Source organism: Paracoccus homiensis (assembly GCF_900111675.1).
GTDB lineage: Bacteria > Pseudomonadota > Alphaproteobacteria > Rhodobacterales > Rhodobacteraceae > Paracoccus > Paracoccus homiensis.
In genome coordinates this window covers 58290-70634 of record NZ_FOHO01000004.1, presented here as the reverse complement: position 1 = coordinate 70634, position 12345 = coordinate 58290, and the positions used below count along the sequence as shown (strand labels likewise).

General features: G+C 63.7%; 14 protein-coding genes. 7 read left to right on the top strand and 7 right to left on the bottom strand.

The window, feature by feature from the left end:
• Nucleotides 1-33: 33 nt before the first annotated feature.
• The 5 genes from BMX67_RS07115 to BMX67_RS07095 all read right to left on the bottom strand — a co-directional run bounded on the left by BMX67_RS07115 (nucleotide 34) and on the right by BMX67_RS07095 (nucleotide 6368).
• Complete coding sequence (locus tag BMX67_RS07115; protein ID WP_090733666.1) at nucleotides 34-1974, bottom strand: OmpA family protein; 1941 nt, start codon at nucleotides 1972-1974, stop codon at nucleotides 34-36.
• A 198-nt stretch (nucleotides 1975-2172) separates the two neighbouring features.
• The gene (locus tag BMX67_RS07110; protein WP_090733664.1) at nucleotides 2173-2949 is read right to left on the bottom strand and encodes a MetQ/NlpA family ABC transporter substrate-binding protein; all 777 of its coding nucleotides are present in this window, start codon (nucleotides 2947-2949) and stop codon (nucleotides 2173-2175) included.
• 28 nt (nucleotides 2950-2977) lie between these two features.
• The gene (locus BMX67_RS07105) at nucleotides 2978-3652 is read right to left on the bottom strand and encodes a methionine ABC transporter permease (RefSeq protein WP_090733663.1); all 675 of its coding nucleotides are present in this window, start codon (nucleotides 3650-3652) and stop codon (nucleotides 2978-2980) included.
• Entirely contained in the window at nucleotides 3642-4700 is a 1059-nt protein-coding gene (locus tag BMX67_RS07100) for a methionine ABC transporter ATP-binding protein (protein WP_090733661.1), read from the bottom strand. Before BMX67_RS07100 ends, BMX67_RS07105 begins: the two co-directional genes overlap by 11 nt.
• A gap of 156 nt (nucleotides 4701-4856) precedes the next feature.
• A complete protein-coding gene (locus BMX67_RS07095; RefSeq protein WP_090733660.1) occupies nucleotides 4857-6368 on the bottom strand; it encodes a phospholipase D-like domain-containing protein in 1512 nt (503 codons plus the stop codon).
• 153 nt (nucleotides 6369-6521) lie between these two features.
• Between BMX67_RS07095 and BMX67_RS07090 the strand changes: the two genes are divergently transcribed.
• Both BMX67_RS07090 and BMX67_RS19980 read left to right on the top strand, forming a co-directional pair.
• A complete protein-coding gene (locus tag BMX67_RS07090) occupies nucleotides 6522-6872 on the top strand; it encodes a hypothetical protein (RefSeq protein WP_090733658.1) in 351 nt (116 codons plus the stop codon).
• Between the two features lie 54 nt (nucleotides 6873-6926).
• Nucleotides 6927-7058, top strand: coding sequence for a hypothetical protein (locus tag BMX67_RS19980; protein WP_281249162.1), 132 nt, complete (start codon nucleotides 6927-6929; stop codon nucleotides 7056-7058).
• Between the two features lie 31 nt (nucleotides 7059-7089).
• Here BMX67_RS19980 and BMX67_RS07085 read toward each other — a convergent pair whose 3' ends face one another.
• On the bottom strand, nucleotides 7090-7302 hold the full coding sequence (locus tag BMX67_RS07085; RefSeq protein WP_090733656.1) for a DUF2061 domain-containing protein: 213 nt from the start codon (nucleotides 7300-7302) through the stop codon (nucleotides 7090-7092).
• A 114-nt stretch (nucleotides 7303-7416) separates the two neighbouring features.
• On the opposite strand from BMX67_RS07085, the gene BMX67_RS07080 reads away from it, so the two are divergent.
• Nucleotides 7417-8271: a helix-turn-helix domain-containing protein gene (locus BMX67_RS07080; protein ID WP_090733655.1), complete on the top strand. Its 855-nt coding sequence runs from the start codon at nucleotides 7417-7419 to the stop codon at nucleotides 8269-8271.
• On the opposite strand, the gene pcaQ is transcribed toward BMX67_RS07080, so the two are convergent.
• Nucleotides 8266-9180 (bottom strand): pca operon transcription factor PcaQ, encoded by a 915-nt coding sequence (pcaQ, locus tag BMX67_RS07075; protein ID WP_090733653.1) that lies wholly within the window; start codon nucleotides 9178-9180, stop codon nucleotides 8266-8268. The two genes, BMX67_RS07080 and pcaQ, sit on opposite strands and share 6 nt — an antisense overlap.
• Before the next feature lie 106 nt (nucleotides 9181-9286).
• Here pcaQ and pobA point away from each other — a divergent pair, with 106 nt between their 5' ends.
• Genes pobA through pcaH form a run of 4 tightly spaced genes read left to right on the top strand, consistent with a single transcriptional unit; the run spans nucleotide 9287 to nucleotide 12345 of the window.
• A complete protein-coding gene (gene pobA, locus BMX67_RS07070; protein WP_090733652.1) occupies nucleotides 9287-10456 on the top strand; it encodes a 4-hydroxybenzoate 3-monooxygenase in 1170 nt (389 codons plus the stop codon).
• A complete protein-coding gene (gene pcaD, locus BMX67_RS07065) occupies nucleotides 10456-11244 on the top strand; it encodes a 3-oxoadipate enol-lactonase (RefSeq protein WP_090733650.1) in 789 nt (262 codons plus the stop codon). Before pobA ends, pcaD begins: the two co-directional genes overlap by 1 nt.
• Entirely contained in the window at nucleotides 11237-11626 is a 390-nt protein-coding gene (pcaC, locus tag BMX67_RS07060) for a 4-carboxymuconolactone decarboxylase (protein WP_090733649.1), read from the top strand. The genes pcaD and pcaC overlap by 8 nt, the downstream gene beginning before the upstream one ends.
• Nucleotides 11623-12345 carry a protocatechuate 3,4-dioxygenase subunit beta gene (pcaH, locus tag BMX67_RS07055; RefSeq protein ID WP_090733647.1) on the top strand — a complete coding sequence of 241 codons (723 nt, stop codon included), beginning with the start codon at nucleotides 11623-11625 and terminating at the stop codon, nucleotides 12343-12345. The genes pcaC and pcaH overlap by 4 nt, the downstream gene beginning before the upstream one ends.

Sequence of the window (12345 nt, the reverse complement as noted above, 5' to 3'; positions counted from 1 at the left end):
GCATCAAAGGCCAGACCCCGGGATCAGATGCGCCTAGCTGGCGTCAGGCGTTTGCAACAGGTCCGTGATCCGCCGAACCGAACTGCGGCGGTTGTCGCGGATGTCACCTTCGGCCTCGACCTTCAGGAAATCCTCGCCATAGCCCTGCACCACAAGGTTTTCGGGCGGCACGTCGAAATATTCGGTCAGGGCCAGCGCGACGGATTCGGCACGGCGATCCGACAGGGCAAGGTTCGCGGCCGAGCTGCCGACCGTGTCGGTATAGCCCTCGATCAGGAACATTTCCTGCGGATCCTTGGCGATGGCATCACGGATCACACCGCCCAGTTCCGACAATTGACTGGCCTGATCGGGCCGGATCGCGGCCGAGCCGGTATCGAAGGTGATTGAGTCGATGCCAACCGGCTGTACCAGTGACCGCACCTCGTGGATGTTGCGGATCTGGCCAAGGGTAAAGCGCCTATCGGCGCCCGCCTCGCGATACAGGGCCTCGCGCAGCGCGGCCTGATCCATGTCGCTGTTGGCACCGGTCTGGGTCACGGGCTGCGGCAGTTGCGCGACATCGACGGGGGGTACGCCGCTGGTGTCGTCTATCAGCTGGCTGGTGCGCCCGTCGGGTGAAATCAGTGTCCGGCGCAGGATGTTCATGTCGCGGTCGCGGATGGTGACCACCTTGCTGCCATCGGAACGGGTCACGATGCTGCGCGAAGAGCCGTCGTCGAATTGTTCGGTCTGAACCTCGCTGCCGGGCTGGCGCAACAGCGCCTCGTCATCGCGATAGACCTGCTGGCTGCCATCGGGGCGGTCCAGCACCACCCTGTCGGACGAACTGAGCGCAACCTGCGAATTGTTGTTCAGAACCGAGCCAACGGCCAGCGCACCAAGGCCCAGCAACAACGCCTTGGTCAGGTCGTTGTCATCATCGTCGTCGCGGTCGACCCGCTGGTCATTGCGGCGCAGCGCGTCATGAAGGCTGGTGCCGAAATCCTCGTCCGAGGACCGATAATCGCGGTCGGTCACTCGGCGATTCTGCCGCTGATCCAGTTCCGACAGCGAGGCCGCAAGCGCCTGAAGATCGCCCCCATCGCTGCCCCGTGCGGCCTCGCGGGCAGCATAGGTACGATAATTGGCCGAATTGCCGGAATTGCGCACACGCAGGTCGCCGTCATCATCGACGAAATAGATCTGCCTTTCCGCCGGCGCCAGTGCATAGCGGCCATTCGACCCCTGTTCGACCACTACCCCGTTCGGCGTGATCAACGAGCCGTTGCCACAGGGCGGCATGGTGCCGTTCAGGCAGCGCAGGTCATCGGCATCCAGCCCGCTGCCAACCTCGTCCTGCAGGCGGCGGTCAAGGCGCGACATGCGGGCGCTGCGATCCTCGGTGCGCTGCAATTGCAGACGATCCGCGCGTTGTTCCTGACGACGCTGTTCCAGCATCCGTTCACGCAGGCGGTCTTCCAGATCCTTGTCACGTTCGGCTTCGCGCAGTCGGCGTTCCTCACGTTCCTTCCGCTCGGCTTCGCGGCGTTGCTCGGCTGCCCGCTCGCGCTGCTTCTGCGCCTGTTCCTGCTGTTTCTCGCGCGCCTCTTCGCGGCGTTCGGCCTGTTGCTCGCGACGCTCGGCTTGTTCCTCGCGCTTCTGGGCCTGTTCTTTCTGCTGCTGCGCCTGTTTTTTACGCTCTTGATCGGGACGCTGTTTCTGGTCCTGATCCTGTTTCTGGCCCTTGGGCTTCTGCTGGGCGTCGCGCTGCTTCTGGTTTTCCTGCTGACGCTTGGCCCGCTGTTCCTGCCGTTCCTTGCGCTGTTCGGCCTCCATGCGTTTTTTCAGGCGCTGTTCCAGCGTGTCTTCCTGCTGATCCTGGGCCAGGCGCAGGCCGTCAGCGGGAAAATCCGTCTGGGCCATCGCCAGATGCGGCAGGATCAGCGACAGGCAGGTCGCAAGGGCGGTCGTGTTGCGGACAAAGATTTTCATCGGGCTTCCGGCATGTCGTTACTTCGGTTGCCGGTAGAACACGCGCTGAACCCTGTGGTTCCAAACCACGCCAAAGACACAGCGCGGACTCGGCGTTGTCCAAACTATCGCAAGTTGCGATCAACCGCGCATAAATTGGCGGTGATCGGCTGTGGGCAAAGGCGCCTGCGGCGAATTTCCGCCGCAGGCAGGGCGATCTTACCAGCTGGTCAGAACCGCGCTTTGATACTTATCCTCGATATAGGCCTTCACTTCCGGGCTGTGATAGGCCTCGATCAGCGGCTTGACCCACGGCTCATCCTGATCACCCTCGCGGACGACGATGATGTTCACATAGGGGCTATCGGCCTTTTCCATCGCGATCGCATCGTCTTCGGGGTTCAGACCCGAAGCCAAGGCGTAGTTGGTGTTGATGATCGCGATATCGGCATCGGCCAGGGCGCGGGGCAGCTGCGCGGCGTCCAGTTCAAGGAAGGACAGGTCCTTGGAGTTTTCAGTCACGTCAAGCGGGCTGGGCACAAGGCCGGAGCCATCGGCCAGCGTGATCAGGTCCAGTTCCTGCAACAGCAGCAGCGCGCGGCCGCCATTGGTCGGATCGTTCGGGATCGCGACCTTGGCGCCTTCGGGCAGGTCGGCCAGATCCTCGATCTTGTCGGAATAGATGCCCATCGGCGTCGTGATGGTGGTTGCGATCTCGGCCAGGTCAAAGCCGCGATCCTTCATCTGGTTTTCCAGATAGGGACGGTGCTGAAAGCTGTTGGCCTGCAGATCGCCATCGGCCAGTGCCTGATTGGGCACGACATAGTCCGAAAATTCGACCACATCGATATTCAGGCCCTTGGTTTCGGCCACTTTCGCGACCTCTTCCATGATCTCGGCATGTTCGCCGGGCGACACGCCGACCTTGATGTCTTCGGCCATGGCGGCGGTTGCCGACAGTGCCAGTACGGAAACGAGGGTAGTCAAACGCAGCATGGGATGGCTCCTTTCTTGTCTGCGAAAATCAGTGCCCGCGATTGCGGGCGGCACGCTTGTCGACCCGTGCGGCGATCCATTCGCCAACGGACTGCACAAGCTGGACCATGACGATCAAGATCACCACCACGGTCAGCATCACATCGGGCATGAACCGCTGATAGCCATAGCGGATGCCCAGGTCGCCCAGCCCTTCGCCGCCGACCGCGCCGACCATCGCCGAATAGCCGATCAGGCTCACCACCGCCAAAGTCAGACCCAGCGTGATCCCCGGCAGCGCCTCGCGCAGCAGGACCTTGCGAATGATCTGCATGGGCGTCGCGCCCATCGCGCGGGCAGCCTCGATCAGACCGGCATCGACCTCGCGGATCGAGTTTTCGACAAGCCGGGCGATGAAGGGCGTCGCCGCGATGGTCAGCGGCACGATCGCCGCATCGGTTCCGATCGAGGTGCCGACCAGCGCGCGAGTGAAAGGAATGATCGCCACCACAAGAATGATGAACGGCACCGAACGCGCGGCATTCACGATCAGGCCCAGAACGCGGTTGACCATCGGCGCCGACAGCAACTCGCCGCGCTGCGAGGTGGCCAGAAACACCCCAAGCGGCAGGCCCAGAATGGTGCCAAGCACGGTCGAGGCCGCGACCATGTAGATGGTCTGCCAGGTCGCCTCGATCAGAAGGGAAATTAGGTTAGCGGACATAGCCCAGCACCTCCGTCAGCAGACCGTGGCGTTCAAGATAGGCGCGGGCATCGTCACCGCGCATGGCATCGACCGAGATCAGCAGATTGCCGAAGGGACGCGGCCCGATTTCCTCGATGGCGCCCGCAAGGATGTTCACGTCGATGCCCATCTGCCCGGTCAGACGCGCCAGCATCGGGTCGGTGGCGTGATCGCCCGCGAAGGTGACGCGGATCACCTCTTGCGACGCGGCATCGGGGCGGGTCTGTTCCAGCCGGCCGGCGATGAACTGCGGCAGGGTGACGCCGGTCACGCCCGACAGGAAGGACCGCGTTGTCGGGTGCTGCGGACGCACGAAGACATCATAGGTCGCGCCCGCCTCGACGATGCGGCCCTGATCGATCACCGCCATATGGCTGGCAATATCGCGGACGACCGCCATCTCATGGGTGATCAGCAGGATGGTCAGCCCCAGATCACGGTTGATATCGCCCAGCAGCCGCAACACGGTCTGCGTCGTTTCGGGATCAAGGGCCGAGGTCGCCTCGTCCGACAGCAGGACCTTGGGCCTGGTCGCCAGCGCGCGGGCAATGCCGACGCGTTGTTTCTGGCCGCCTGACAGTTCCGCGGGATAGCGGTCGCGCTGCGCCTCCAGCCCGACACGGGCGATCAGGTCGTTCACCGTCACGCGGATCCGATCCGACGGCGTGCCCGCAATTTCCAGCGGCAGGGCGATATTGCCGAACACCGTGCGCGAGGCCAGCAGGTTGAAATGCTGAAAGATCATGCCGACGTCGCGACGGATCCCGCGCAGGGCGGAACCGCTGGCGCGCCCCACGTCATGGCCTGCCACGGTGACGGTGCCGCTGGTCGGACGTTCCAGCCCGTTCACCATGCGCAGCAATGTCGATTTGCCCGCGCCGGAACGACCGATGATGCCGCAGACCGCGCCCGGCTGGACCGTCAGCGAGACGTCTTCCAACGCTGTGACCTGACCTTTCGGTCCGGCAAATGCCTTGCCGACGCCATCAAAGCGGATGGCCGCGCCTGTTGTCGGTTCTGGGGTCATGTCGTTGCGCCCGTATTGTGCTGATCGGCGCGCGGGTTGCCCCAGTTACCCCCCGGATGCAAGGGCACCAACACAGCCGTGACCCCGCTTTCGCCCCGAAAAGGAAGAAGTTCCGCGCTTTGCCGCGCCACGCCCATGACATTCGTGCCGCGCGGCTTAGTCACGACCACCTTTCCGACCCCAACGCCACGCCAGCGCCCCCGCCCCCAGCAGCGCCGCACCGATCATGATGTGGCGCGAGGTGATTCCCAGACGTGCCTGCGCGCTGCGCCGGTATCTTGGGTCAAAGACGCGGCTTTCGGCCAGCGCTTCGCCGAACCAGGGGTGGTGTCTGCGCGGATGCAGCGGATGCAGCGTCTTGCCCGTACCGCCCATCAGGCTTTCAATGGCCGGAATGATCCCGCCCAGATCGTCGATCCGGTCCTGAACCGTCTTCAGATCGGCGCCCAGATGTTCCGCGATCAACCCGTCGCGAAAGTCGCGGACGCGCGCCTGATTGTCCGGCCCGTCAGCCTGCATGGCGATGTCACATTCGGTGTCGAACCCCATCGAGCGGCGGTCGATATTGCTGGACCCGACACGCAGGACCCTCCCATCGACCACCATCACCTTGGCATGGACATAGATCGGCTGCCCAGCTTCGGTGACGGGATACAGGATGCGGAACCGACCATTCCTGTCGGCCCGTTGCAGACGGCGGATCGCGCTGCTGCGCGGAATGTGCATCGCGTGATCCTCGACCGCTTTCTGCGCGGCATGGGGGTTGATGACGACGATTTCGGGGCAATCCGGCTGACTGATGCGCCGTTCCAACGCACGGGTGACGGTATCGGCGCAGAAATACTGCGATTCCAGGTAGATGGAGTCCTGCGCTTCAGCGATGGCATCCAGATACATCTGTTCGATCTCATCGACCATCGGATCGTTTTCATCAGGCGGTTCGGTCCGGGCGATGGCAACCTGCTGATCGCGGAACATCGGGTCGATGCTGTCGGGCCAGATATCGCCGCCGGGACGATAGGTGTCATCCAGCTCCTCATCATTGGCCCGCAGCCAGCGCCGCCGCGCCAGAACCGCGATCGCCTCGGCCGCCTTGCCGGAAAACACGGCCGAGGCATCATGCCAAGGCTGCATGATCCGCCCATCCTCGATCGAGCGCAGGGGATTGTCGTCCAGATGCCGCCGATCGTCCCAACGTCCCGCCGTCAGGTCGATCCCGCCGCAGAAGGCAAGGCAATCGTCGATCGCCACCAGTTTCTGATGATGGCAGGCCCCGATCGGGTGCCGACCGTCAAAGGCCAGATGGATCTGATCGGGGGACATGAACTTGACCTGCAACGACGGAAGGACCCGTCCGGGCGCGATCAGGGCACCGCCGCTCCATTTCAGAAGATAGATGTCCAGATCGGGGCGGCGCGCGGCAATGGCATCCAGAAACGGCCCGACCGCATTCGGCAGGCCGTCGGGTGCATTGCCGTCCTTGTCGCTTTCGCCCGGCAGCATGTCGATGGCAAAGTCGAAATCCCAGCCGATCAGCATGACCAGTCGTTCGGCCTGGATCAAAGCTTCGCGCAGCGCGCGAAAATAGTCCTTGCCGTCAACGATGAAGGACAGCCGGTCCGCGGGCTCGACCCGCCAGCAATTCCGTCCGGGGCGAAACTGGGTCATTGCATCTCCTTCATGACGGCGCGCTGGATCAGATGCGGGGGCAACTCTTTTCCGCCGCGCCTGGATCCATCATTCATGCGGACATGCGCATCCCCTCTGGTTCAAGGATCGTCGCGGGCGTATGAAACAGGCATCGTTTCGCCGCAGGACCCGATGCCTGACAGCCAGTTTTCCATCCGACACCGCATCCCCGCCCTGAGGGCGGTCAGCATGCTGTTGGCGGTGCTGGCCTTGGCGGTGATGTCGCTGGCGGGGCCCGCGCATCGGGGCGATGCTTCCGACGGTCTGTGGCAGCCTCTGCGCCATATGCTGTCAGATAATCTGTCGCGGCAGGTCCATGCGACGGTTGATCGGCAAGGCACGCCCGATGCATTGCCGCCACAGACGCGGATCAACGCGCCGCGCCCGTCATGGGCCCGCGGCGCGTGGCCAGTGCCCGATCAGCCCGTCGCACATGCAACGACGCCGATCAAAGGCAAGCCCCGCGCGCCGCCTGTGATGTGATGCCGCCCGCGCCCATGGTGCGGATCACCTTACAGTTATTCAGGATCTCCAAAAATGGACGACACCCCCGACACGCGGGGTCAGAAACCTGCGGCGAAATCCGCCGTGCGCCAGACCCTGCTGCACTGGGCGATCTTTCTGATCGTCATGACCGCCCTGATCGGCGGCGCTGCCGCGTTTCAGTGACGCAGCCGACCCTGCCGGATCGACGGCAGGGTCACTTGAGGCCCTGGCGGCGCCCCCAGGCGATCCGCGACCAGATCATTTCATGCCCGAAATAGCACAGATAACCGGTCACGGCGCTGACGATCGCGATGCCGCCCCCCGCCCGGACCGAGCCGGTAAAGATGAAGCCGATCACGATCATCACCGCCAATCCCAGCAATTGCCAGGTCAAAGCCTTGATTGCGATGCGCGCCTTGCTTTCCATCTTTCCCCCGATCGTTAAGACGGATCAGCCATAGCCTGATCTCGTCGCAGCGAAAATTCGGGGAATTTGCAGCAATTTATTTGCGTTGTTGTGAATAATCTGCACTGTTGCGTTATGGCTAGCCGTGATCGACATCAGACCTTTCGCCTGCGCCTGCATCAGGCCATGACCGACCACGGCGTCACCAAAAGCGGGCTTGCGCGGGCCACGGGGGTCGACCGCTCGACCATCGGGCAGCTTCTGAAGGGCGATGCCCCGCGACTGCCCAATGCCCAGCTGGCAGCGGATATGGCCGAAACGCTGGGGGTCAGCCTGGACTGGTTGCTGGGACTGACGAACCGGCCCGAGCCTGCGGGCGACATCCTGGCCTCGGCACTGGGGCTTAGCCCTGCGGAACGCGACGCGGCGGATGCCCAGATCATCGAATGGCATCAGGAGGCCGTCGGCAGCAAGATCCGCCATGTGCCCGCCACCCTGCCCGAGATGTTGAAGATCCCCGCCCTTCTGGAATGGGAATATGCGGCCAGCACGCCCGACACGATCCGTCAGATCATCGGCACGGCGCACAGCTATTTCGACTGGGTCCGCCGGGGCGAGGCCGATTACGAGATCGCGATGCCGGTGCAGGAATTGACCGCCTGTGCCGAAGGCAGCGGCTATTACGCCAATCTGCATCCCGACCACCGCCGCCAGCAATTGCAGTTCTTTGCCGACCAATGTGAGGCGCTGTTTCCGCGCCTGCGCATCTTTCTGTTCGACAAGCGGCAGGCCTTCAGCGCCCCGGTCACGGTCTTTGGCAACGCGCTGGGGATCATCTATGTCGGCAAGTTCTACCTGTCATTGCGCGAACGGGCGCGTGTGGCCTCGCTGATCGAACATTTCGACTGGCTGGTGCGCGAATGTCAGATCGACGCCCGTCAAACGGCTGATTTCGCACGCGGCCTGATCCCGCCCGGTCGGGCCTTATAACCCCAAGGCCGTGACCGCCCGATCCACCGCCGTCAGGAAAAGCTGACAGGCGGGGCCGGGGCTGGTCACGCCGGCGCGGGTCATCAGGCCGACCGGGCCTTCGGTCAGGTCGGTGGCGACAGGCAGCCGCGCAAGCCGCCCCTCGGCGATTTCACGGGCGACCACCCCGGCCGAGATCAGCCAGATCGCATCGCTTTTCGCCAGCAAGGCCCGTCCGAACGCCCCCGAGACCGTCTCGATCCGGCGCGGTGGCGGGCCGACGCCCTCGGCGATCAGCAGCCGTTCGACAATCGGGCGGATCGCGGCCCAGGGGGCGGGATACAGGACCAGCCAGTCCCCGATGCGGCGCAGGTCGGGATCGTTCAGGATCGGATGACCGGGCCGGGTCACGACCGCGACCTCTTCCAGATATAGCTGGGTAAAGGACAGACCGCGCATCGTTTCGGGCTCGCCCAGCCGGCCGATCACCAGATCCAGTTGCCCTGCCTGCAACTGCCCGGTCAGATGTCCGTGCGATCCATCGGCAACCGTCAACCGCAGATCCGGGGCAAGGGCGGCAAGCTGCATCACGACCTCGGGCATCAACCGCGCGGCGACCGATGGCAGTGCGCCGACCCGCAGGTGCATCGCCCCTTCGCACCCGGCCTCTTCGATGCCCGCAAGCCCTTGTTGCAGGGCCGACAGGCTGGTCTGGGCATAACCGTGAAAGAACTCGCCCTGCGGGGTCAGCGCGACACCGCCCCGCCCCCGCGTCAGCAAGGCCGCCCCCAGAATATCCTCAAGCTCGGCCAGCGTGCGGGAAATCGCAGGCTGGGTCAGCGACAGGTGTTCCGAAGCCCGCTTCAGGCTGCGCTGACGCACGATTTCGGTAAAGGCCTGCAAATGGCGGATCTTGATGCGACGGTCCATGATTATCAATTCCGGTAATTTAGAAAGACATTATCTCATTTTACTTGGCGTTTTCTACATGCAATCTTTCCAGCACGGGGAGAGGAGCACCCGGCAGGAGGAAGTCATGCGGACGCAGGTCGCCATCATCGGCGGCGGCCCTTCGGGGTTGCTGCTGGCACAGCTTTTGCATCGTCGCGGCATCGACGCGGTGGTGCTGGAACGCAAGACCCGCGACTATGTGCTGGGCCGCATCCGGGCCGGTGTGCTGGAAACCGGGCTTGTCAGCCTGATGGAAGAGGCCGGCGTCGCCCAACGCCTTCATGCCGAAGGGCATGTCCATCACGGAACCCGGATCGCCGCCGATGGCGAGATGTTCCAGATCGACATTCACGCCCTGACCGGAAAGCCCGTCATCGTCTATGGCCAGACCGAGGTGACGCGCGATCTGTATGACGCAAGGCAGGCGGCCGGACTGCGCACCGAATTTCACGTCGATGCCGTCCAGATCCACGCGGCCGACAGCGATGCGCCCCATGTCACCTATCGGCAGGATGGCGTCGAACACCGTCTGGATTGCGATTTCATCGCCGGCTGCGACGGGTTTCACGGGATCAGCCGCCAGACCATTCCGCTAAGCACCCGGCGCGAATATGAAAAGACCTATCCCTTCGGCTGGCTGGGCGTCCTGTCGCGGACGCCTCCGGTTCATGACGAACTGATCTATGCCAATTCCGACCGGGGTTTCGCGCTGTGTTCGATGCGCAACGACAATCTGTCGCGCTATTACATCCAATGCGCGCTGTCCGATCACCCCGAGGACTGGACCGATGCCGCCTTCTGGGCCGAGCTTCGCCGCCGCCTTCCCGCCGATGTCGCCGCCAATCTGGTGACCGGCGACAGCATCGAAAAATCCATCGCGCCCCTGCGGTCCTTCGTGACCGAGCCGATGCGTTGGGGCCGGTTGTTTCTGTGCGGCGACGCGGCCCATATCGTGCCGCCCACAGGGGCCAAGGGGCTGAACCTGGCCGCCAGCGATGTGCACTACCTTTATAACGCGCTGCGGCAGTTCTACGAGGAAAACGACCCCGAAGGCATCGACCGCTATTCCGAACGCGCCCTGCTGCGCGTCTGGAAGGCGGAACGTTTCAGCTGGTGGTTCAGCGGTCTTTTGCACCGCTATCCCGACCAGTCGCCTTTCGATCTGAAAATGCAGCGTGCCGATCTGGCGTTTTTGCGCGACAATCAGGCGCAGCAACAGGCCTTTGCCGAAAACTATGTGGGGCTGCCCTACTGATGCTGACCGCCCATGTGAACAATGTCGACCTGCATTACGCCGATCAGGGGCCGCCGAACGGCCCTGCGGTGATGTTCTCGAATTCGCTGGGAACGGATCTGCGGGTTTGGGACGCGCTGATCCCGCATCTGCCCGCCGGGCTGCGGATCATCCGCTATGACAAGCGCGGGCATGGCCTGTCCGAACACTGCCCCGGCCCCTGCAGCATCGATCAACTGGCCGATGACGCGGCGGGGCTTCTTCGGCATCTGAACCTGTCGCGGGTGGCCTTCGTCGGCTTGTCGATCGGCGGGCTGATCGGGCAATCCCTAGCGGCGCGGCATGGCGATCTGGTGGCCGGGCTGGTGATTTCGAACAGCGCAGCGCAAATCGGCGAGGCGCAGATGTGGCAAGACCGCATCGCGCAGATCCGCGCGGCCGGACTGACCAGCATCGCGGGCCCGACGATGCAGCGCTGGTTTTCGCCCGCGTTTCGGGCCAACGGTCGCGACGGCCCGTGGCGGCGGATGTTGGAACGTCAACCGCAGGATGGTTACATCGCCTGCTGTCAGGCCATCGCCGATGCCGATCTGCGCGACGCCGTCGCCCGCCTGCGCCTGCCGGTGCAGGTGATCGCGGGCGCACTGGACGGGGCGACGCCGCCCGTTCTGGTGCAGGGCACCGCCGACCTGATCCCCGATGCCGAATATGCGGTTATTCCGGGCGCGGGTCACATCCCTTGCGTCGAATGCCCCGCCGAACATGCCGCCATCATCACCCGTTTTCTGGAAAGGATCGGTCATGTCTGATCGCTATGACCGCGGCCTTCAGGTGCGGCGACAGGTTCTGGGGGACGCCCATGTGGACCGGGCCGAGGCCGAGATGTCCGATTTCGACCAACCCTTTCAGGACCTGATCACGCAGGCCGCCTGGGGCACCGTCTGGGCCAGCGACGGGATCAGCCTGCGCGAACGGTCCATGCTGACGCTGGCGCTGCTGGCCGCCACCGGAAATTTCGATGAGATCCCCATGCATATCCGCGCCACCGCCCGCACCGGGGCCAGCCGCCGCGACGTGCTGGAGGCGTTTCAGCATGTCGCGATCTATGCCGGGGTGCCCCGCGCCAATCACGCCCTGAAGCTGGCAAAGCAGACCTTCGCCCAGATGGACGCCAAGGAAGACAAGGCATGACCCCCGCCGATTTCTATCAGCGCGACCGCCGCCTGCATCCGCCCGCGCTGACCCCTGACTACAAGACCTCGGTCGCACGCAGCCCGCGCTATTCGATGATTTCGCTGGAAAACACTGTCAGCGAGGTGACCGGGCCGACATTCGGACATGGCGATATCGACCCCATCGACAACGATCTGATCAGTAACTACGCCCACACGGGCGACCCGGTCGGGGAACGGATCATCGTTCACGGTCGCGTGCTGGATGAAAATGCACGCCCCGTGCCCGGCACGCTGGTCGAGATCTGGCAAGCCAATGCCGGCGGGCGCTATCGCCACAAGAAGGACAGCTATCTTGCGCCGATCGACCCGAATTTCGGTGGTTGCGGTCGCACCCTGACCGACCAGAACGGCCAGTACGCCTTTCGCACCGTGAAACCCGGCGCCTATCCGTGGCGCAACTGGGTCAATAACTGGCGGCCCGCACATATTCATGTCTCGGTCTTCGGCACCGCCTTCGCGCAACGGCTGATCACACAACTGTATTTCGAAGGAGATCCCCTGATCCCGAAATGCCCGATCGTGCAGACCATCCCTGACCCCGAGGCCATCGAACAGCTGATCGCCAAGCTGGACCTGAACGCCACGATCCCGCTGGATTCCATCGCCTACAAATTCGACATCGTGCTGCGCGGCCGGCGCTCGACATGGTTCGAAAACCGGCCAGAGGGGAACTGA